Origin of the sequence: Pseudomonas sp. PS01300 (assembly GCF_029960155.1) — a bacterium.
In the GTDB taxonomy this organism is placed as follows: Bacteria; Pseudomonadota; Gammaproteobacteria; order Pseudomonadales; family Pseudomonadaceae; genus Aquipseudomonas; species Aquipseudomonas palmensis.
Genome location: NZ_JASCPN010000014.1, coordinates 75,195 through 95,340, shown reverse-complemented (window position 1 = coordinate 95,340; position 20,146 = coordinate 75,195). Strand labels below are relative to the sequence as shown.

Here is a 20,146-nt window from a genome sequence, read left to right as displayed (position 1 = left end):
CCCCCGCTGGCCCCCGCCCCGGCGGGCCCCCCCCCCCGCGCGGGCCGGCCCCGGCGAAGGGCCCGGCCTGTCACCTCACACCCCCAGCGCCTCGATCAGCAACTGCGCCGGCACCGGCAGTTCCACCCCCTTGCGCGTGACCACCTCATAGGGCTCGCTGCGCGAGTTCAACACCAGCGGCAGTTGCGCCAGCATCCCATGCTCGAGCGCGATCCTGGCCGAGTCCCACGGCATCACCGCCACCAGCCCACGGTCCTGCAACAGCAGCGTGAGCGTGGTAAAAGTTGATGAAGTTTCAATGGGATACAGCGGAAAGCTCAAACCCGCCTCACGAAATTCTCGCTCCAGCGTCAAGCGCATCGGCATGTTCACCGGGAACACCACCCAGCGTGAATCGGCCAACGCCTCGAGCCTCAACTCGGCACACCCCACCAGCGGGTGCTGCAGATTGGCCACCACCACCAACTGCTCCTGATGCCTGGCCCGGCTCACATAGGCGCCCGGTCGCGGGCTCACGCTGGTTCGGCAGATCACCACATCCAGGCGGCCCTGATCGAGCAAGCTGAGCAGGCGGTCGCTGGTGTCCTCGACGATCGATACCGACAGGTCCGGCTGGCTCTCGCGCAGACGCGCCAGGCCCTCCACCAGCATCGGTACCGCCCCCATGATCGAACCCACCGACAGCCGCCCGCCGTGGCCCTGCAGAATACCGATCATCTCTTCGCGCAGGTGCGCCAGGTCGGTATTGATCAGGCGCGCATAACGCACCACGCAGCGCCCCAGGTCATTGGCCTCCAGCCCCTTGCTGGTGCGCTCGAACAGCACCGCGCCCAGGGTCGATTCGATTTCATTGAGGGCCTTGGTCGCGCCCGGCTGGGTAATCGACAGGGCCTGGGCGGCCTTGTGGATCGAGCCCAGCTCGTCGAGGCTGATCAGCAGGCGCAACTGGCGCATGCGCAGGCGCGAAGCCATGGTAGTCAGGGGTGGCAGCATAGGTGATTACTTTTGGTTATCCCTCGGTCAACAGCTGTCATTAGGCAGCAAAGCCACGCAAATTTAAAGTGTCGGACAACAGCCCTCCCCACAAGAACAATCAGGAGTCAGCATGCGTCTGATCCAATTCGAAACCCCTGCAGCCGCGCGTCACGTCGGCGTCATCGAAGGCGACCTGATCCAGGTGGTACGCAATACCCGCACCATGCGTGAGCTGGCCCTGGCCGCGATTCGCAACACCCGCAGCCTGTGCGACGAAGTGCTCGCCCGCGGCCTGGACGCCACCGCCCACAGTTACGCCCAGGCCCTGGCCGACTGCCGGGTGCTGCCGCCGCTGGACCACGATGACCCCGCCCACTGCCTGATCAGCGGCACCGGCCTGACCCACCTGGGCAGCGCCTCGACCCGCGACAAGATGCACCAGCAGAAAATCGACGACAGCACCGCCCTGACCGACACCGCCCGCATCTTCCAGTGGGGCATCGAAGGAGGTCGCCCGCCCTCCGGCACCGCCGGTGTGCAGCCGGAATGGTTCTACAAGGGCGACGGCTCGATCGTGGTACGCCCCGGCCAGCCGTTCCAGAGCCCCGCCTTTGCCGAAGACAGCGGCGAAGAGCCCGAGCTGGCCGGCCTGTACGTGATTGGCGATGACGGCCAGCCCTACCGGGTAGGCTTCGCCATCGGCAACGAGTTCTCCGACCATGTGATGGAGCGGCGCAACTACCTGTACCTGGCCCACTCCAAGCTGCGCAACTGCTCCTACGGCCCCGAGTTGCGGGTCGGCGAGCTGCCCGCTCACCTGGGCGGCGTCAGCCGCATCCACCGCGGTGATAACCTGCTGTGGGAAAAGGAATTCCTCAGCGGCGAGGACAACATGTGCCATTCGCTGGAGAACCTGGAGTACCACCACTTCAAGTACACCCAGTTCCTGCGTCCGGGCGATGTGCACGTGCACTTCTTCGGCACCGCGACCCTGTCGTTTGCCGACCAGGTCAAGGCCGCGCCCGGCGACGTGTTCGAAATCAGCCTGCCCGAGTTCGGCGCCCCGCTGCGCAATGGCATCAGCATGACGCCTTCGGCCATCTCACCCGGCGAGGTGAAAGCGCTCTGAACCGCAGGCGGCGCCCCGCGCGCCGCCGCGGCATTTCATAACAACCATAAGAGTGAGATGAGCATGAAAGACACCTCCTTGCAGGCCGCCCCGACACCTGCCCTGGCTGCCACCGATGCCCAGCGGCCCACCACCGTGCGCTGGCGCATCTTCCTGATCCTGCTGTTGCTGGCCGCGATCAACTACATCGACCGCGCCTCGCTGTCGGTGGCGCTGCCGCTGATCTCGGCGGAATTCGAACTGACCCCGGCCATGGAAGGCCTGATTCTCAGCGCGTTCTTCTGGTCGTACGCACTGATGCAGATCCCCAGCGGCATGCTGCTGGACCGTTTCCAGGTGCGCAACATCATCGGTGCCGCCACCATCGGCTGGGGCGCCTTCCAGGCACTGGCCGGCGGCGCGCACAACTGGATCACCCTGCTGATCACCCGCGTCGGCCTGGGTGTGGCCGAATCGCCGATCATGCCGGCCGGGGCCAAGCTCAACGGCGCCTGGCTGACCCCCAACGAGCGTGGGCGTGGCGCCACCCTGGTGGACGGCGGCGCGCCGCTGGGCACCGCATTCGGCGCGATCATCATCGCCGGCCTGATCACCTGGTTCGACTCCTGGCGCATCGCCTTCGTGATCGCCGGGGTGGGCACCATCGTGGTCGGCATCTGGGCCTGGTGGTACATCCGCAACCACCCTTGCGAGCACCCCAAGGTCAACGCCGCCGAGCTGGACTACATCAACCAGGCCAACGCGGTGGCCAGCGACGGCAACGGGCGCAAGGCGATCCTCAAGGAGCTGCTCAAGAGCCGCTCGGTACTGGCCATGTTCGCCGGCTATGCCTGCTACAACAGCGTGTTCTACGGCCTGCTGACCTGGATGCCGAGCTACCTGCACCAGGCCCACAACCTGGACATCAAGGCCATGGGCGGCGCCACCTTCCTGATCTTCATGTGCGGCTTCGTCGGCGAGCTGATCGGCGGCTGGATCGCCGACAAGTGGAAAGCCAGCGGCGGCCAGCCCAACACCGTGATGCGCAGCATGTTCGCAGGCTCCGCCGCCGTGGCTGCCCTGTGCATCCTGCTGGTGGCCTACACCCCGGATGCCGCGCGGGTCATCGCCCTGCTGTGCGTCGCGCTGTTCTTCATCCGTTGGTGCGGCATGTACTGGTGCCTGCCGGCGATCCTGGGCGGCAAGTCCAAGGCCGGCATCCTGGGCGGCAGCATGAACTTCTGCGGCAACATGGTCGGCGTACTGGTGCCGATCCTGATCGGCCTGATCGTGCAGTTCACCGGCTCCTACTTCCTGGCCCTGATCTTCTTCGTGGTCATGGCCTTCGGCCTGATGCTGTTCTCCGGCCTGATCGACTATCGCGAGCGCGGCCTGGCGTAAGCCCGGCCCACGCCTCTGGAGATGACTGAGATGCAACTCATTACAACAACAGGCAGCGACAGCGCCGCCAACGCCGTGATCCGCCTCAACCCGCTGGACGACGTGCTGATCGCCCGCCAGCCCCTGCCCAAGGGCCTGCACCTGCAGGCCGAGCACATCGAGGTGCTGCAGGCCATCCCGGCAGGGCACAAGGTGGCGGTGCGCGCCATCGCCCCCGGCCAGCCGCTGCGCCGCTACGGGCAGATCATCGGTTTTGCCAGCCAGCCCATCGCCGCCGGCGAGCATGTGCACGTGCACAATCTGGCCATGGGCGACTTTGCCCGCGACTACGCCTTCGGCGTGGACGCCAGGGGCACACCGGCCACCACCGACGATACCTTCATGGGCATCGTGCGCGCCGACGGCCGGGTGGCCACGCGCAACTACATCGGCATCCTCACCTCGGTGAACTGCTCGGCCACCGTGGCACGCGCCATCGCCGACCATTTTCGCCGCGACATCCACCCCGAGGCGCTCGCGCCCTACCCCAACGTGGACGGCGTGGTGGCCCTGACCCACGGCGTGGGCTGCGCGGTCGACCCCGGCGGTGAGGCGCTGGCGATGCTGCAGCGCACCCTGGGCGGGTACGCGGTGCATGCCAACTTCGCCTCGGTGCTGATGATCGGCCTGGGCTGCGAGACCAACCAGATCCCCGACCTGCTGGCCGCCCAGGGCCTGAACAGCAGCCACACCCTGCGCACCTTCACCATCCAGGGCACCGGCGGCACCACGCGCACCATTGCCAGCGGCATCGCCCAGGTCAAGTCGCTGCTGGCCGAAGCCGATCAGGTGCGTCGCGAGCCGGTCAGCGTCAGGCACCTGACCGTCGGCCTGCAATGTGGCGGCTCCGACGGCTATTCGGGCATCACCGCCAACCCGGCACTGGGCAATGCGGTGGATCGCCTGGTAGCGGCCGGTGGCACCGCGATACTGTCCGAAACCCCGGAAATCTACGGCGCCGAGCACCTGCTCACGCGCCGTGCGGTCAGCCGCGAAGTGGGCGAAAAGCTGATCGCGCGCATCCACTGGTGGGAAGCCTACTGCGAGCGCATGGGCGCCGAACTGAACAACAACCCCTCGGCCGGCAACAAGGCCGGCGGCCTCACCACCATTCTTGAAAAATCCCTGGGCGCCGTGGCCAAGGCCGGCTCCAGCGACCTGATGGACGTCTACGAATACGCCGAACCGGTGCGTGCCCACGGCCTGGTGTTCATGGACACCCCCGGCTACGACCCGATCTCGGCCACCGGCCAGGTCGCCGGCGGCGCCAACCTGATCGCCTTCACCACCGGGCGCGGTTCGGCCTACGGCTGCGCACCGTCGCCCTCGATCAAGCTGGCCACCAACACCCGCCTGTGGGAAACCCAGGAAGACGACATGGACGTGAACTGCGGCGGCATCGCCGACGCCAGCACCACCATCGAGGAACGCGGCGAACACATCTACCGCCTGATGCTGCGCATTGCCTCGGGCGAGCGCAGCAAGAGCGAACAACATGGCTACGGCCAGAACGAATTCGTGCCCTGGCAGATCGGCGCCATCACCTGAGCCCCTGCCCTCAACCGACAAGGACCCCGCAATGACCTCTGTTCTCGGCCACAACTACATCGCCGGCCAGCGCAGCGCTGCCGGCACCACCGTACTGCAGAGCCTGGATGCGAGCACCGGCCAAGCGCTGGCGTGCACCTTCATCCAGGCCACTGCCGAAGAAGTGGACGCCGCCGCCAAGGCTGCCGCCAGCGCCTACCCGCAGTTCCGTACGCTGCCTGCGACGCGGCGCGCCGAATTTCTCGATGCCATCGCCGACGAGCTGGACGGCCTGGGCGATGACTTCATCGCCACGGTATGCCGCGAAACCGCCCTGCCCGCTGCACGCATCTCGGGCGAACGCGGGCGCACCAGCGGGCAGCTGCGCCTATTCGCCAACGTGCTGCGCCGTGGCGACTTCCACGGGGCACGCATCGACCGCGCGCTGCCCGAGCGCCAGCCACTGCCGCGCCCGGACCTGCGCCAGTACCGCATCGGCCTGGGGCCGGTGGCGGTGTTCGGCGCCAGCAACTTTCCGCTGGCCTTCTCCACGGCCGGCGGCGATACCGCCTCGGCGCTGGCCGCCGGCTGCCCGGTGGTGTTCAAGGCTCACAGCGGGCACATGGCCACCGCCGAATGGGTGGCCGATGCGATCCTACGCGCTGCGCAGCGCACCGGCATGCCGGCGGGGGTATTCAACATGATCTATGGCGCAGGTGTGGGGGAATGGCTGGTGCGCCACCCGGCGATCCAGGCGGTGGGCTTCACCGGCTCGCTCAAGGGCGGCAACGCCCTGTGCAAAATGGCCGCCGAGCGCCCGCAGCCGATCCCGGTGTTCGCCGAGATGTCGAGCATCAACCCCGTCATCCTGCTGCCACAGGCGCTACAGGTGCGTGGGGCGGCCATCGCCCGCGAGCTGACCGGTTCGGTGACCCTGGGCTGCGGGCAGTTCTGCACCAACCCCGGTCTGATCATCGGCGTGCGCTCGCCGGCGTTCAGTGACTTTGTGCACGCCTTCGTCGCACAGATGGCCGAACAGCCTGCACAGACCATGCTCAATGCCGGGGCACTGGCCAGTTATGCCAAGGGGCTGGAGCACCTGCACCGCCATCCTGGCCTCACGCACCTGGCAGGGGCCGCGCAGAACGGGCGCCAGGCGCAACCCCAGCTGTTCAAGGCCGATGTGAACTTGTTGCTGCAAGGTGATGATTTGCTTCAGGAAGAAGTGTTCGGCCCAACCACCATCGTTATCGAGATAGAGGACGATGCGCAGCTGGCGCTGGCATTGCAAGGGCTGCGCGGACAACTGACCGCCACCCTGATCGGCGAGCAGGCCGAGTTGCTCGAATACCGCTGGCTGGGTGAGTTGCTGGTGGAAAAGGTCGGGCGGGTTCTGCTCAATGGCTATCCGACGGGGGTCGAGGTGTGCGATGCGATGGTGCATGGCGGGCCGTACCCGGCCACGTCCGATGCCCGGGGCACCTCGGTGGGTTCCCTGGCGATCGACCGGTTCCTGCGCCCGGTGTGCTTGCAGAACTACCCCGATGCACTGCTGCCCGAAGCGTTGCAGAATGCCAATCCGCTGGGAATCCAGCGGCTGGTCGATGGCGTCATGAGCCGCGAGGCTGTCGGCGCCTGATGCGGGCGCCTTCGCCGGCAAGGCCGGCTCCTGCACCTGCAGGGGCCAGCCTTCCCGGCAACTGGGGTCAACCCTTGTTGGCAGCCAGGCTGTCAACCAGCATTGCGCTCTGCGCATCGCTGGCTTCGATCATCAGCTGCTTCAGGCTCTTGTCGAAGCCCGGGAACGGCGCTTCGAAGTTGAACGTGGACTTGCCCAGCAGCCCGCCCACGTACTGGATACGCGCCGCGTCCCAGCTCACCTGCTTCTGACGGCCCAGGCGCGGGTCGCGCAGGAACACCAGTTGCACCGGGGTAACGCCCGAATAGTCCGCCTTGTCCAGATCGGCACCGGCCGCGATCAGCGCATTGGCCACGGTCTTGTCACGCTGCGTGATGCAGTAGTGCAAGGCAGTCTGGCCCGCGTAGTTCACCGCGTTGATGTCCTGGCTGGCGATCAGGCGCTGGCCCAGTTCCGGGCGCTCCTTGGTCAGGCTGTTGCTCTTGCACAGCTCGTGCAGCGGCGTGTTGCCGAACAGGTTGGCCGTCTTGGCATTGGACAAGGCCAGCAGCTGGTCGAAGTGCGCGTCCGAGCAATCGCGCCACGCGTTCTTCAGGCACATCATCAGCCGGGTATTGCCCTCTGCGGTGGTCTTGAGCGGGTCGGCGCCCAGGCTCACCAGCATGTCGTAGGCATTCTCGGCCACATAGTGGACCGGCAGCTCGGCTTCGGCGACCAGCGGCTTGTTCAGGTCGATGTCAGAGGCCTGCAGCAGGTACTTGAGCGACTCCACATCGGCCACGTAGCCGTCACGGGTAGACTTGCCGGCCAGCGCTTCCTTGAGCTTGTAGTGGTTGGGCGGCACGTCCTGGTACGGCACCAGCACCTGTACATCCAGCTCGCGGTAGATCACGGTCTTGCCGGTGTCCTGCCCCGCCGCGTAGGTTTCGCGTTTTTCGACGGTCTTTTCCGGCCAGTCGGGCGAGGCGAAGTACTGGATCGAATCGCCATCGCGCTGGCCATCCTTGTAGGCAGTGACCTTACGCAGACGGTAGGTGCCGTCGTCGAGCAGCACGAACTCCTCCTGCAGGCCCTCCAGCTTGCCCTGGTTGTAGTGCTTGCGCTCCTGCACCTGGCCGGTCGGGTAGAAGGTTTCCTGCACGCCATCGAGCTGGCCGCTGCCGTCCTTGTCATAGTTGGCGACCACGGCCGGCATCTGCTCGCCATTGACCACGCGCCAGGCCGATTGGGCCAGGGTGCGACCGTTCTGCTTGCTGCCCTCTTCGTGCACCGTGACCTGTTCGCGGGTCTGCAGGCCGCTGGCGCAGTCGAACTGGCTCTCGGTCTGCTTCTTGCCGGCGATGACGATGCGCTGCTGCGGCTTTTTCTCGCCGCCGCTGCAGTACACGGTCGTGGTGCCGGTCAGCTGGCCGTCATCCAGTTGCGCCTCGATGGCCACCGAGCCGTCGGCATTGTGGGTAACCCAGTCGCCCTGGACCTTGCCGTTCTTGACCTTGAACTCGGAGATCAGCGTGTCGCCTTCCTTCCAGATGATGGTGCCGGACACCGGCTCCTTGGTCTTCTTGTCCACATAGATGGCAGTGGGCTTGCCCTTGCTGCCCTTGGAGGTGGTGACCTCGTCCCACTGGTAACTCGACCCGCAGCCAGCCAGCAACGCGGCAATGCCTGATACAGCCAGTACTTTTTTCACAGAACGTCCTTGGAGTTGAATGTGGCGTGGGGAGTTACTTGATGCGGGTCAGGGTCATGCTGACCAGCTCACCGCCGTCCAGCACCACCAGGCGGTTACCGTTGTCTTCGACGCGCGCGTTCATCACCGCGGTGCCGTTCTTGTCGCGGGCGACGACGGTGTCACCGTCACGCTTCCACTCGTCGATCTCGTACTTGTCGCCCAGCAGGGTGATGTAGTCCTCGTCCAGCTCTGCGGTACCCACGTTGCTCTTGAAGCCCATCACGCTGGCCTGCACGTTGAACTTGCCTTCGATGGCATCGCTGCCGCAGCCGGCCAGGGCGGCGAACAGCGAGGTGAGCACCAGCGTCTTGATGATTTTCATTAACCGAGTCCTTAGCACGTATCTGTCTTGTGGGTTGCACGCTGGCACTTTCATATCAACCTGCCAGCATGAGCAACCTATGACCCTGTCCTACAATTTAAGTTCACTTCATAAACAACTTTAGATTATTTACCTAACTATCTGTTTTAAAACAAAAGATGATGAAAATAACCTGAGAACCCGATGATTTGTTTTCTACGCAGATGAGCCCCGCCATGGCCTATGCTCATCAGCTTGACCCGGATCAACAGCCCGCCGCCCGTGCAGGCGCACCCTGCCCCATGAAGTTGCGCGTGTACCCCCTTGAGGAGAAACGACCATGGCCCGCATGAAAGCTGCAATCTTTGTCGAGAAGAACCGCATCGTGCTCGATGAAAAACCGATCCCCGAGGTCGGCCCCTCAGACGCCCTGATCCGCATCACCACCACCACCCTGTGCGGCACCGACGTGCATATCCTGCGCGGCGAGTACCCGGTGGAAAAGGGCCTGACCATCGGCCATGAACCGGTCGGCATCATCGAAAAGCTCGGCGCCCAGGTTAAGGGCTTCACCGAGGGCCAGCGCGTCATCGCCGGCGCCATCACCCCCAGCGGCCACAGCTATGCCTGCCTGTGTGGCTGTTCGTCCCAGGACGGCCCCGGCACGCCGCACGGTTTCAAGCCGGCCGGCGGCTGGAAGTTCGGCAACACCATCGACGGCTGCCAGGCCGAATACGTGCTGGTGCCGGACGCCATGGCCAACCTCTCGCCGATCCCGGACGGGCTGAGTGACGAACAGGTACTGATGTGCCCCGACATCATGTCTACCGGGTTCTCCGGGGCCGAGCGCGGCGGCGTGCGTATCGGCGACACGGTGGCAGTGTTCGCCCTGGGGCCGATCGGCCTGTGCGCGGTGGCCGGGGCCAAGCTGATGGGCGCCACCACCATCATCGGCGTCGACACCGTGCCCGCGCGTCTTTCGGTAGCCCGCCAGCTGGGCGCCACCCACGTAGTGGACTTCAAGCAGGGCAACGTGGTGGACCAGATCATGGCCCTCACCCACGGCCGTGGCGTAGACGTGAGCATCGAGGCGCTGGGCACCCAGTCGACCTTCGAGTCGGCGCTGCGCATCCTGCGCCCGGGCGGCACGCTGTCGAGCCTGGGGGTGTATTCCTCGGACCTGACCATCCCGCTGTCGGCCTTTGGCGCCGGGCTTGGCGACTACAGCATCGTCAGCACCCTGTGCCCCGGCGGCAAGGAGCGCATGCGCCGCCTGATGGAGGTGGTGGCCAGCGGCAGCGTCGACCTCAAGCCGCTGGTGACCCACCGCTACAAGCTCGACGACATCGAGGCGGCCTACGAACTGTTCGCGCACCAGCGCGACGGCGTGATGAAAGTCGCGATCACTCCATGAGCACCGCCATCAGGGCTGCATCGCCGGCAAGCCGCTGCTGAGCACCAGGCTGTCGCGGATCTGCCCCGACAGCGCATTGACCCCCGCCATCACCCCGGTGGCGGGGTTCTGCATCAGGCCCTGCCATTCCTCGTTGAGCGCCACATTGAGGATTACCCGCAGCTGCTCGACCATGGCCGGGCGCTCGCTTTCGTGCATCATCGCGCCGATGCCCGCCGAGGCCACCGAGATCAGCGCCCCCACCGCCTTGCCCACCGCAGCCGCCACCGCGCTGGCCGCGCCGCGCGGCACCAGCGTTGCTTCGAGCTGGGCGCTGGCGCGCTTGGCCACCGACGACAGGCCCGTGTCGGACGGCGCCTGGCCTGCCGCCACCGCAGCCTTCTGGATCTGCTCGTTCAACGCCAGGTAGGCCGGCAGGCTCAGCAGTGGCTGGGCCGTGATCAGCTGATGCACCGAGGCGTCGCGTGCGGCCGGCGGGCCGAGGGCGATGGCGGGAATGCGGTTCAGGTGCAGGGCGAACTGGTCGGGGGCGGCGCGGTAGCGCTGGCCGATACCTTGCAGCTGCTGGCCGAGCAGTTGCACGTACAGTTGGGTGGCGCGCTCGCGGATCAGCTGCGGGTTGATTTCCCTGGCCACCGGCTCCAGCACCCGTTCGCGGTACTGCTCCTGCAGGTAGAGCGCCAGGCGGTCCTCGCCGGGCGCGGTCTGCTGGTTCTTGCTGACCTTGTACCAGGCCACCTTGAGGGTCAGCCACTGCTGGGTCCAGTAACCGGTGAACCACGGAATGAAGTCCGCCTCGGTACGCGCGTGCACTGCGTCTTTCCATACCTTCATGGAGCGTCGCGCATAGTCCTGGGCGGAACGGCTGGCGCCCTCGGAGGCGTCGATGATGTCCCAGTCGACACGTTGCCAGGCGGCCTGGGACAGCACCACCGGGGGTTGCGGCGCTGGTGTCGGCCGGGACCGGGCGCAACCGCCGATGGCCAGCAACAGTGCAAGGGTGCACAGGGCGAGCAGGATGCGCTGGTTCAAGGTCGGCCCCCCGGTGCAGTGAAGCGCTTGCCTGGAGTATAGCGAGCGGCGCGGGAACCACGGCTGGCCTTGGTCGGCGCTGCTCGGTACCCTGTCGGCACCTGCACACATTCAAGGGAGCTTCCATGCGAGGTGAACTGCGAACCCCGGGCGAGCCGTTCAAGCGCCTGTTCATCGCCCTGCCCTGTACCGAGCAGCAATGCCGGGCCATCGGCAAATGGCGCAGCACACTGGGGATCACCCGTGGTCGTCCGGTGCCTGCGGCCAATTTTCACCTGACGCTGATGTTCCTTGGGGAAGTCGGCGTCTCGCGCCTGCCTGCGCTGTGCGACGCCATGGCGGCGGTGCCGCGCCCCGAAGGCCCGCTGCGCCTGGAGCTGGACCGGCTGGTCGCATGGCACCGCGCCGATGCACTGGTGCTGGAGCCCACGCAGACGCCGGTGGCCTTGCGTCAATGGGTGTATGCCCTGCAGCAGGCGTTGCTGCCGCTGGGCGTGGAAGACAGCGTGCGTGAGTTTCGTGCGCACCTGACGCTGGTGCGCGACTACCCGGGTGATGTACCGGAGACGCCGGAGCCACCGGCGTTCAGATTGAACATCGACGATTTCGTGTTGTTCGAGTCCAGTGGCGGCCGCTACAAGCCGATAGCGCAGTGGCCGCTGGCGTGAACCCCTGCCGACCGTGGTGTCGGCGCTGACTGGCAAGGAAGAGCATGTATTACTGGAACAAGGACAACTTCGAAGGCCTCAGGCGCATTGGCGAGGTCTATGCCTCCCGTGAAGGCTTTGCCGGTTTCTCGCGGTATTGCCTGCTGCGCGAACAGGGCCTGAAAAAGCCGGCGCTCAAGGCGCTGGACGAGTTTCTCGACGGTGCGCGTCAGCGGGAGGTGGGCCAGCAGCGGGCGATTGTCTGCGAGATTGCCGACCTTGCCTTCAGCAACAGTGGTGCGCACCAGTTGTTGTCGCATGCCTTGACCCGCTACCTCAGGCAGGTGCTGCGAGCCTGGTGCGACGAGGGCCCGGCGTTGGCCGAGCCTTATCGCTGGATGGGCAAGCTGACGGGCGAGTCGGCGTGGCTCCAGGCGGCACTGGCGCACGACCCGCAGGATCAGGTGGCGTTGCGGCAGTTGGCGCTGGATGAGCTGGGCGAGGTTGATTTCATGGTTCATCACCTGCATGAGTCGGTGTTTCTGGGTGACGTTACCGTTGCGGCGACGAAGCTTGCGCGTGCCAGTGCGCTGGCGCGGCTGATCGAGGCCGAAACGACCCGCAGTTACATTGATGGTGAAGTGTGCAGCCTGCGTGAAATGCTCGAGGCCTGGGCGCAGTATCAGGCGGGTGATCGGGCGGTGGGGTTTGCCCAGTGGTGCGAGGCGCAGGCGCATGAGTTCCGGTTCCTGAAGAGCTACTACTACACCGAATGAGGAGTGGCCCACCTCTATTGTAGGAGCCGGCCTTGCCGGCGAACGAGCGCCACGCGCTCGCCTCCCTAGAGATAAGCCTGCTCCCGCCCCGGGCTGCGCTCGAAATGCCGCTTGTACTCGCGGCTGAACTGCGACGTGCTCTGATACCCCACCCGATGCGCCACCTGCGCCACACCCAACCCCTCGCCTATCAACATCTGCTGCGCCTTGAGCAAACGCAACCGCTTGAGGTACTGGATCGGCGACAGCAACGTGCAGCGCTTGAAGTGCTCATGAAACGTCGAGGTACTCATGTTCGCCCGCCCCGCCAACGCCTCCACGCTCAACGGCTCGGCGTAATGCTCGCGCAAATGGCTGAGGGCTGCAGCGATGCGCGCAAAATGCCCCTGCTGCTCCACCAGCGCCCGCAGCACCCCGGCCTGCGGCCCACGCAAGGCCACGTACAACACCTCGCGCACCCGCGCCGCCCCCATCACCCGGCTTTCCAGCGGGTCGTGCAGGCAACGCAGCAGCCGCTCCACACTCTCGCGCATCGGCGCATCCAGCGCCGCTGATGTCATGGATTCGGGCGTCTGCGCCGCCACCACCTGGCCAGCCCCCAGCCCCATGCTCTGCACCAGCTCGCTCAGCACCGTGCGGTCGATCGCCACCGACACGCCCAGCAGGGGTTCATCTTCGGTGGCGAAGGTTTCGCACATGAACGGCACCGACAGTGCCTGCACCAGGTAGTGACCAGCCCCATATTCCAGGGTACGCGGCCCCAGCCGGGCCAGTTTGCTGCCCTGGGCCAGGATCATCAGGCTCGGTTCGTAGATCTGCGGGCTGCTCGCCACGTAGTGGCTCCAGGACAACACCTGCACCTGCGGCAGGTGGGTGTCGACCGGGCCCGGGCGGGTGGCAAGGGGTTGGATCAGGGCGCAAAGCGTGGCATTGGCATCGGCGTGGCAGGTGAGCTGCATGGGGTACCGCATCAGAGGATCAGACACGCGCATCATCGCAGATTCGCTGCCCACCGCCACTACCGCACGCCCGATCCCGGAGGATCAGGCATGACTATCGGAGCATTAACCCAGGATCAGGTAGGTCTTGCGTACCGTCTGGCGCACGTCCCAGGTGCCCTGGCTGTTGGCGGCAAAGTACAGCGCATCGCCGGCACCGAACGGGATAGGTTCGCCACCCTCGGGGGTGAAGCTGCCCTCGCCGCTGATGATATAGCTGTACTCGGCCTGCACTACCTGGCGCCGGAAGCGCCCCGGCGTACATTCCCACAAGCCGGTGCTGGCGCCCTGCCCGGCCAGCTCCTGGTGCAACGCGGTACGCGCCATGGCTACCGGCTCGCCCAGGGGGGCGCCGACTGCCGCGCTGGGGCCGAAGGCCGTGTCGTCTTCAAGGTGAATCAGTACAGGGTTCATGTGCAGTCCTCAGGATTTGTCTTCAAGCCCGGCCGGGGCCAGGCGGGCCAGCATGCAATCGAGACGGCCGGCGGTGTGGCCGGCCATTTCGGCGCGCTCCTTGCGTATCACGGCGTTGCGCACCAGCGAACCGCCCACATACCGCAGCGGCTCCGGCGGGAAGGCCTTGCAGTTGCGCCCCACCAGTGCACAGGTGCTCCAGGCATCCTTGCGCCCCAGGGCCAGGCTGGCCAGGATGCGCCCGCCCAGGCGGCTGGGGCCCACACCGTTGCCGCTCCAGCCGATGCCGTAGTGGATGTTGCCCTGCTCGCCCAGGCCGCCGAAGGTCGGCAGGCTGTCGTAGGTGCGGTCGATGGGCCCCGACCAGGTATGGGTGATGCGCACGTCATCGAGCATCGGGTAGGTACGGCGCAGGTCGGCCTCGGTCAGCGCGATGCTGCCCGGGTCGTGGCTGAACACCGGCCCGATCCTGCCGCCGTAGGCTATCGCCCCGGTGCCCTTGCCGAAGGCGATACGGCCATCCACGGTGGTGCGGTAGTAGTCGACCATCAGTTGCGAATCGGTGATCGACTCGGCGCCGGTCCAGCCCATCTGTTCCAGGCGGGTCGCCACCGGCTCGGTGAGCACGATGGAACTGTTGACCGGGGTGATCAGGCGCGCCAGTTGCGGCAAGGCAGCCGCCCAGGCATTGGTGGCCAGCACCACCGAGCCGGCACGGATGCGCGCCTGCGGGGTCAGCACCTGCACCGGTGTGCCGGGCTGGATATCGCTGACCGCAGTACCCTCGGCAATCACCACCCCCGCCTCCAGCGCCACCCGGCGCATGCCGCGCACCAGGGCGCCGGGTTGCACGGTGGCGTTGCTGCGTTCGAACACGCCGGCCAGGTGCACCTTCGAGCCACAACGGCGCGCCACCTCGGCAGCCGGCACCCGCTCGAACGGCGTTACCCCAAGGCGGGCACAGGCGGCCAGCGTGGCGTTCCAGGTGTCGATGTGCGCGGGGCTGGTGGCCGTCCACAGCCAGCCCTTCTGGCGAAAGTGCGCGTCGATCTGGTGCTGCTGGCAGAACTCGCCCAGCTCGCTGATCGCCCGCTCGGCGCTGTGCCCCAGAAACAGCGCCTGCTCCCGGGTGCAGAAGCTCGCCAGGGTGCCCACCTTGGGCCACCACGACATCACGAAGCCGCCGTTGCGCCCCGAGGCGCCCCCGCCGCACACGTCCTGCTCCAGCACCATCACGCGGATATCCGGCTCATGTTCCTTGAGGGTCAGGGCGGTCCACAGGCCGACGAAGCCGCCACCGACGATCACCACATCGGCGTCGTGCTCGCCCTGCAGCGCCGGGCCGGGTTTGAGGCTGGGCTCGGCGCTTTCCAGCCAGTAGCTGCGTTTGAGCGGTGCGCTGGGGGTCAGTTTCATGAGCGTGCCGCCCAGGCGTTGAAGCGCTGTTCGAGCAGTTCGCCGTGGTCGGCCCAGAAGCTTGCGTTCATCGGCAACTGGCCTTGCAGGTTGGGGCTGCCGGTGGGCAGCTCGCTGACCCGCTGCTCGCTCAGCAGGCCCAGGGCCTCGCGGTTGACCGGCCCGTAGGCGATCTGTTCGGCGTAGCCCTTCTGCTGCTCGGCCTTGAGGGTGTGGTTGATGAACTTCAGTGCTTCGTCGCGCTTCTTGGCCCCACGCGGGATGGCCCAGGCGTCCATGTCATAGATGCCGCCATTCCACACGATGCGCAGCGGCGTCTGGCTCTGCACCGCGCTGATCCGGCCGCTGTAGGCCGAGCTCATCACCACGTCGCCCGAGGCCAGGTATTGCGGCGGCTGGGCGCCGGCCTCCCACCACTGGATGCTCGACTTGATCTGGTCGAGCTTGGCGAAGGCGCGGTCCTGGCCTTCACGGGTGGCCAGCAGGGTGTAGACATCGGCCGCCGGCACGCCGTCGGCCAGCAGGGCGAATTCCAGGGTGTACATGGCGCCCTTGCGCAGCCCGCGCTTGCCGGGGAATTTCTCCAGGTTCCAGAAGTCGTCCCAGCTGGTGGGGGCCACCTTGAGCTTGTCGGCGTTGTAGGCGATCACCGTCGACCACACGAAAAAGCCCACGCCGCACGGCTGTACCGCACCGGGCAGCAGTTGCGCGGCCACGGCCGGGTCGGGGGCGAACTCTTCGAGCAGGCCTTCTTCACAGGCGCGTGCAAGCTCGGGCATCTCCATCTCGACCACGTCCCACGAGACGCTGCCGGTATCGACCATCACCTTGACCTTGGCCATCTCGCCATTGAACTCGCCGGCCACGATGCGGGTGCCGGTCTGTGCCTGGTAGGTGTCATAGAAGGCCGCCACCTGTGCGGCCTTGTTGGCCCCGCCGTGGGACACCACGGTGAGGTCGGCCAGCGCCGATGTGCTGCACGCAGCGGCAGCGATCAGGGTGAGCGAAAAGGCCAGATTCTTGTGCATTGTTATGTTCTCCGGGTCGGGATGGCTCAGTAGGCCAAGTGTCGAGCCGCAGCCGGGTCGCCACAATCAGACGCAAACAAGATTCAGCCGCGTACCTTCATACGTTCGTACAAAGCCGTTCAAAGGCGCGCCATGCCCGGTTACACTGGCCGTCACCCTGCCCCGGAAGCTGCCCCATGGCCCTGTCTGTCAGCGACATCATCGCCCTGCCCGAACTGCGCACCCGCGTCATCAGCGGTGCCGCAGGGCTGGGCAAGCCGGTACGCTGGGCCCACGTGTGCGAACTGGCCGACCCCAGCGAATGGCTGGGCGACGCCGACCTGCTGATGACCACCGGCATCGGCATACCCGCCGATGCCGATGCCCAGCGCGCGTACGTGGAAAACCTCGCGGCCGCTGGCCTGGCGGGCATGATGATCGGCGAGAACATGCAGGCCCCGGCCAACCTCGAGGCCTTGATGGAGCGGGCCGACGCCCTGGACTTTGCGGTGATGTTCACCCACTACGGCGTGCCCTTCGCCGCCGTCACGCGGGCCATCGTCGATGCCGGCCAGCAGGAGGAGCAGGCGCGCCGCAATGCCATCACCCGGGTCTACGAAAGTGCCCGCATGAGCATCCAGGGGCTGGGCCTGGGCGCACTGCTCAAGCGCCTGGAAAAGGACGTGCAGGCGCGCCTGACCCTGCTCGACGCCGCGTCGCTCGCGCCCTGGCGCGACGCACTCGGCGGCCTGCCGACAAGCCAGCGCCAATGGCTGGCGGCCCGCCAGCGCGACACCTCGGGCAACCGGCCGGTGGTGCAGCGCCACGCGCTGGAGGCGGGCGAGCTGCTGGTGATGGCGCTGCCGTCCCAGGCCGACTGCCTGCTGGTGGCCGAAGGTGACGGGCTGCTCGACTACGGCCTGTTGCACCATGTGGTGGCGGTGCTGGGCATCGAGCTGGAGCGCCTGCGGGTCGACAACGAGCGCAACCTGCGCCTGGGCTCCGAGCTGCTGGACGACCTGTTGCAGCAGCGTCTGCCGGCGCATCAGGCACAACAGCGCCTGGCCGCCTTCGACATCGGCGCCGAACAGGCCTGCCTGCTGCTCGGCCGCGCCGCCGGGGTGTCACCGGCGGCCTGCGACGAAGCCCTGCAACGCCAGGGTCGTCGCGTGCTGATTCGGGTTCAGGGCGATGACCTGATCGTGCTCGGCGCCGCCGAGTGCATCCCGCAGTTGCAGGCGCAACTGCAGGCGCCGCTGGGGGTGAGCAACCCGCTGGGCCACGCCGGGCGCAGTGTCGAGGCGCTGCGCGAGGCGCGCCTGGCACTGGCCCACACCAGCGCCGCGCAACCGCTGGTGACCTACGCCCAGGCCGGCGCCAGCGTACCGTGGCTGGCGCAGAGCCTGGATGAAGCCGAACGTACCTTCCGCAACGTACTGGGCCCGCTGGCCGACTACGACAGCCAGCAGAACACCCAGCTGCTGCACACCCTGCAGGTGTTTCTGCAACACAACCGCTCGTGGCTGGCGGCGGCCGCGCAGCTGCACGTGCACAAGCAGACGCTGGTGTACCGCATGCGCCGCATCGAAGAGATCACCGGCCGCTCGCTGGACAGTACCGAGGACGTGGCCACGCTGTGGTTCGCCTTGCGCGCGGCGCGCATGGCGGGGCTGGCCTGAGTGCTATGCGGCAGACGCCCCAGCGCGCTGCCATGGCGCCCCCTTGGCGAAGGCCGCCTCCATCCAGTGCTTGAACGCCAGGGTAGTGGCCGTGGTGAAGCGCGCCGAAGGCCGCATCAGGTAGATGCCCGACGCCGAGTCCAGCTGCCACTGGGGTAGCACCCGCACCAGGCGCCCCTCGGCCAGGTCCTGGTGCATCATCCAGTCGCCACCGGCCAGAATCCCCACGCCGCAGCGCGCCGCCACCAGCAGTGCTTCATTGTCATTGCTGATCAGGCTGCCCTGCACCCGCACCGTCTGCTGCCCGCCCTGCCCGTTCAGGCGCCAGTCGGGGAACGAACGCAAGCCGCTGAAACCCAGGCAATTGTGCCCGGCCAGGTCGGATGGCCGTTGCGGTGCGCCGTGACGATGCAGGTAGGCCGGCGCAGCGCACAGGATGCGCGTGTGCTCGCACAGCTTGCGCGCCACCAGCCGGTTGTCGGCCAGCTCGCCGACGCGCACGGCCACGTCGAAGCCTTCGCCCACGATATCGACGAAGCGGTCGGCATAGTCGACGTCGACGGTCACCTCGGGGTAGGCCAGGGAAAACCCGGCCACCAGCGGGCTCAGCCAGCGCCGGCCCATCGCCCCCGGCAGCGCCACGCGTAGCCGCCCGCGCACCTGCGCCGCACCGTTGCAGGCCTCGAGTTCGGCCGTGCTGATCAGGCTGGCGGCATGCTGCAGGCGCTCCACCAGCCGCGTGCCCTCGTCGGTGAAGCGCAGTTGCCGGGTGGTTCGCTCCACCAGGCGGATACCCAGGCGCTGCTCCAGAGCCGCCAGGCGCTTGGACAGCACCGAGGCATGGCGTTGCAGCACCCGGCCGGCGGCAGCGAACGAGCCGTGCTCGTGCAGCGCCAGCAAGGTGGCAAATTCATCGGCCTGACGGCTGTCGAAAGGGTCCATCGGTGAGGTCGGCCTCGTGCGGGTCGGTCAGGGGATCAGCACGACCGCCCCCTGGGACCGGCCTTGCTCGATGGCAGCATGGGCGCTGGCCACGTCGGCCAGGGGGTAGCGTTGCCATATGTGCGGCTGGATGATACCCGCCGCCAGTGCATCCAGCACATCCTGTGCGCGCTGCTGGTACTCCTGGGGGCTGGCGGTATGTGCCGCCAGTGACGGCCGGGTGAGGAACAGCGAGCCCTTGGCGTTCAGCGTGCCCACCTCGACCGCTGGGGGCACGCCGCTGGTGGCGCCGAACGACACCAGCGTGCCGCGCGGGCGCAGGCTGTCCAGCGACGCCTCCCAGCTCACCCGGCCGACCGAATCGTAGACCACATCGACCTTGTGGCCCTGGGTCAGCTCGCTCACCTGGGCCGCCAACGTGGCTGCGTCGAACACCAGCACCGCATTGCAGCCGGCCGCCTTGGCGCGCTCGACGCTTTGCGCCCTGGACACCACACCAATCACATGGGCGCCCAGGTGCCTGGCCCACGGCACCATGATCTGCCCTACCGCCCCCGCCGCACCGTAGATCAGCACACGCGTGCCGGGGCCTACCGGGTAGCTCGCCTTGAGCAGGTACTGGGCGGTGATGCCCTTGAACAGCACGGCAGCCGCGTCTTCGAACGACACGGCAGCGGGCAGCCTGACCAGGCGCTCGGCCGGGTACAGGCGTGCACTGGCATAGCCACCCAGCGGCCCGGTGGCATAGGCCACACGGTCGCCCACGGCCACCTCGGTCACGCCCGCCCCCAGCGCCCGCACGGTGCCGGCACCTTCCAGGCCCAGCGCGGACGGCAACGCAATCGGCACAGTGCCCTTGCGCTGGTTGATGTCCAGCGGGTTGACGCCGATCGCGGCCTGTTCAAGCCACACCTGGCCCGGGCCTGGCGCTTGCACGGCGCCGGCCTGAAGCTGCATCACCTCGGGGGCGCCTACCGCCTGGAGCGTGATTGAAGTCACCATGATGTTGCCTCTTGCAGTGGTTGAAGGTCTGCAAAGGCTAATTAGCGCACCCGTAAACGACAATACAGCGCCATTGCCGAACATATGTGCACCTGAT

Annotated in this window: 18 protein-coding genes; 8 read left to right on the top strand and 10 right to left on the bottom strand. The window is 66.9% G+C overall.

Annotation, left to right across the window (positions count from 1 at the left end):
* Positions 1-75: 75 nt before the first annotated feature.
* Complete coding sequence (locus QMX96_RS10370; protein ID WP_054914590.1) at positions 76-993, bottom strand: LysR family transcriptional regulator; 918 nt, start codon at positions 991-993, stop codon at positions 76-78.
* A 112-nt stretch (positions 994-1,105) separates the two neighbouring features.
* Between QMX96_RS10370 and araD1 the strand changes: the two genes are divergently transcribed.
* From araD1 to QMX96_RS10350, 4 genes are read left to right on the top strand one after another with little or no spacing between them, the layout of a single operon-like run.
* A complete protein-coding gene (araD1, locus tag QMX96_RS10365; protein ID WP_282361733.1) occupies positions 1,106-2,104 on the top strand; it encodes an AraD1 family protein in 999 nt (332 codons plus the stop codon).
* Between the two features lie 57 nt (positions 2,105-2,161).
* Positions 2,162-3,484, top strand: a complete 1,323-nt coding sequence (locus tag QMX96_RS10360; RefSeq protein ID WP_282361732.1) for an MFS transporter — start codon at positions 2,162-2,164, stop codon at positions 3,482-3,484.
* A 30-nt stretch (positions 3,485-3,514) separates the two neighbouring features.
* Positions 3,515-5,071 carry an altronate dehydratase family protein gene (locus tag QMX96_RS10355; protein ID WP_058540127.1) on the top strand — a complete coding sequence of 519 codons (1,557 nt, stop codon included), beginning with the start codon at positions 3,515-3,517 and terminating at the stop codon, positions 5,069-5,071.
* 31 nt (positions 5,072-5,102) lie between these two features.
* Positions 5,103-6,689 (top strand): aldehyde dehydrogenase (NADP(+)), encoded by a 1,587-nt coding sequence (locus tag QMX96_RS10350; protein WP_282361728.1) that lies wholly within the window; start codon positions 5,103-5,105, stop codon positions 6,687-6,689.
* A gap of 67 nt (positions 6,690-6,756) precedes the next feature.
* Here the strand turns inward: QMX96_RS10350 and QMX96_RS10345 are convergent, their stop codons facing one another.
* A complete protein-coding gene (locus QMX96_RS10345) occupies positions 6,757-8,379 on the bottom strand; it encodes an ankyrin repeat domain-containing protein (protein WP_282361727.1) in 1,623 nt (540 codons plus the stop codon).
* Positions 8,380-8,413: 34 nt separating this feature from the next.
* Positions 8,414-8,743 (bottom strand): hypothetical protein, encoded by a 330-nt coding sequence (locus QMX96_RS10340; RefSeq protein WP_043861351.1) that lies wholly within the window; start codon positions 8,741-8,743, stop codon positions 8,414-8,416.
* Between the two features lie 319 nt (positions 8,744-9,062).
* On the opposite strand from QMX96_RS10340, the gene QMX96_RS10335 reads away from it, so the two are divergent.
* Positions 9,063-10,136, top strand: coding sequence for an NAD(P)-dependent alcohol dehydrogenase (locus tag QMX96_RS10335; protein ID WP_043861352.1), 1,074 nt, complete (start codon positions 9,063-9,065; stop codon positions 10,134-10,136).
* A gap of 9 nt (positions 10,137-10,145) precedes the next feature.
* On the opposite strand, the gene QMX96_RS10330 is transcribed toward QMX96_RS10335, so the two are convergent.
* Positions 10,146-11,168, bottom strand: coding sequence for a hypothetical protein (locus QMX96_RS10330; protein WP_054914596.1), 1,023 nt, complete (start codon positions 11,166-11,168; stop codon positions 10,146-10,148).
* A gap of 125 nt (positions 11,169-11,293) precedes the next feature.
* Here QMX96_RS10330 and thpR point away from each other — a divergent pair, with 125 nt between their 5' ends.
* Together thpR and QMX96_RS10320 are read left to right on the top strand one after the other, a co-directional pair.
* A complete protein-coding gene (thpR, locus tag QMX96_RS10325) occupies positions 11,294-11,836 on the top strand; it encodes an RNA 2',3'-cyclic phosphodiesterase (RefSeq protein WP_043861354.1) in 543 nt (180 codons plus the stop codon).
* A 44-nt stretch (positions 11,837-11,880) separates the two neighbouring features.
* Positions 11,881-12,591: a hypothetical protein gene (locus tag QMX96_RS10320; RefSeq protein WP_054914597.1), complete on the top strand. Its 711-nt coding sequence runs from the start codon at positions 11,881-11,883 to the stop codon at positions 12,589-12,591.
* 65 nt (positions 12,592-12,656) lie between these two features.
* Here QMX96_RS10320 and QMX96_RS10315 read toward each other — a convergent pair whose 3' ends face one another.
* The 4 genes from QMX96_RS10315 to QMX96_RS10300 form a co-directional block, all read right to left on the bottom strand.
* Positions 12,657-13,550 carry an AraC family transcriptional regulator gene (locus tag QMX96_RS10315; RefSeq protein ID WP_054914598.1) on the bottom strand — a complete coding sequence of 298 codons (894 nt, stop codon included), beginning with the start codon at positions 13,548-13,550 and terminating at the stop codon, positions 12,657-12,659.
* Positions 13,551-13,655: 105 nt separating this feature from the next.
* On the bottom strand, positions 13,656-14,003 hold the full coding sequence (locus QMX96_RS10310) for a cupin domain-containing protein (protein WP_043861356.1): 348 nt from the start codon (positions 14,001-14,003) through the stop codon (positions 13,656-13,658).
* 9 nt (positions 14,004-14,012) lie between these two features.
* Positions 14,013-15,419, bottom strand: coding sequence for an FAD-dependent oxidoreductase (locus QMX96_RS10305; protein WP_116054257.1), 1,407 nt, complete (start codon positions 15,417-15,419; stop codon positions 14,013-14,015).
* Positions 15,416-16,447 (bottom strand): ABC transporter substrate-binding protein, encoded by a 1,032-nt coding sequence (locus QMX96_RS10300; protein WP_043861358.1) that lies wholly within the window; start codon positions 16,445-16,447, stop codon positions 15,416-15,418. The genes QMX96_RS10305 and QMX96_RS10300 overlap by 4 nt, the downstream gene beginning before the upstream one ends.
* A gap of 176 nt (positions 16,448-16,623) precedes the next feature.
* Between QMX96_RS10300 and QMX96_RS10295 the strand changes: the two genes are divergently transcribed.
* Positions 16,624-18,105 carry a PucR family transcriptional regulator ligand-binding domain-containing protein gene (locus tag QMX96_RS10295; protein ID WP_282361724.1) on the top strand — a complete coding sequence of 494 codons (1,482 nt, stop codon included), beginning with the start codon at positions 16,624-16,626 and terminating at the stop codon, positions 18,103-18,105.
* 3 nt (positions 18,106-18,108) lie between these two features.
* Here QMX96_RS10295 and QMX96_RS10290 read toward each other — a convergent pair whose 3' ends face one another.
* On the bottom strand, positions 18,109-19,047 hold the full coding sequence (locus QMX96_RS10290; RefSeq protein ID WP_255001194.1) for a LysR family transcriptional regulator: 939 nt from the start codon (positions 19,045-19,047) through the stop codon (positions 18,109-18,111).
* A 27-nt stretch (positions 19,048-19,074) separates the two neighbouring features.
* A complete protein-coding gene (locus QMX96_RS10285; protein ID WP_058540118.1) occupies positions 19,075-20,049 on the bottom strand; it encodes a quinone oxidoreductase in 975 nt (324 codons plus the stop codon).
* Positions 20,050-20,146 lie beyond the last annotated feature (97 nt).

Bases quoted from the DNA above. Each gene is read 5' to 3' on its own strand.
- QMX96_RS10370 (WP_054914590.1), bottom strand. From the start codon at position 993: ATGCTGCCACCCCTGACTACCATGGCTTCGCGCCTGCGCATGCGCCAG.
- araD1 (WP_282361733.1), top strand. From the start codon at position 1,106: ATGCGTCTGATCCAATTCGAAACCCCTGCAGCCGCGCGTCACGTCGGC.
- QMX96_RS10360 (WP_282361732.1), top strand. From the start codon at position 2,162: ATGAGCATGAAAGACACCTCCTTGCAGGCCGCCCCGACACCTGCCCTG.
- QMX96_RS10355 (WP_058540127.1), top strand. From the start codon at position 3,515: ATGCAACTCATTACAACAACAGGCAGCGACAGCGCCGCCAACGCCGTG.
- QMX96_RS10350 (WP_282361728.1), top strand. From the start codon at position 5,103: ATGACCTCTGTTCTCGGCCACAACTACATCGCCGGCCAGCGCAGCGCT.
- QMX96_RS10340 (WP_043861351.1), bottom strand. From the start codon at position 8,743: ATGAAAATCATCAAGACGCTGGTGCTCACCTCGCTGTTCGCCGCCCTG.
- QMX96_RS10335 (WP_043861352.1), top strand. From the start codon at position 9,063: ATGGCCCGCATGAAAGCTGCAATCTTTGTCGAGAAGAACCGCATCGTG.
- thpR (WP_043861354.1), top strand. From the start codon at position 11,294: ATGCGAGGTGAACTGCGAACCCCGGGCGAGCCGTTCAAGCGCCTGTTC.
- QMX96_RS10320 (WP_054914597.1), top strand. From the start codon at position 11,881: ATGTATTACTGGAACAAGGACAACTTCGAAGGCCTCAGGCGCATTGGC.
- QMX96_RS10315 (WP_054914598.1), bottom strand. From the start codon at position 13,550: ATGCAGCTCACCTGCCACGCCGATGCCAATGCCACGCTTTGCGCCCTG.
- QMX96_RS10310 (WP_043861356.1), bottom strand. From the start codon at position 14,003: ATGAACCCTGTACTGATTCACCTTGAAGACGACACGGCCTTCGGCCCC.
- QMX96_RS10305 (WP_116054257.1), bottom strand. From the start codon at position 15,419: ATGAAACTGACCCCCAGCGCACCGCTCAAACGCAGCTACTGGCTGGAA.
- QMX96_RS10300 (WP_043861358.1), bottom strand. From the start codon at position 16,447: ATGCACAAGAATCTGGCCTTTTCGCTCACCCTGATCGCTGCCGCTGCG.
- QMX96_RS10295 (WP_282361724.1), top strand. From the start codon at position 16,624: ATGGCCCTGTCTGTCAGCGACATCATCGCCCTGCCCGAACTGCGCACC.
- QMX96_RS10290 (WP_255001194.1), bottom strand. From the start codon at position 19,047: ATGGACCCTTTCGACAGCCGTCAGGCCGATGAATTTGCCACCTTGCTG.
- QMX96_RS10285 (WP_058540118.1), bottom strand. From the start codon at position 20,049: ATGGTGACTTCAATCACGCTCCAGGCGGTAGGCGCCCCCGAGGTGATG.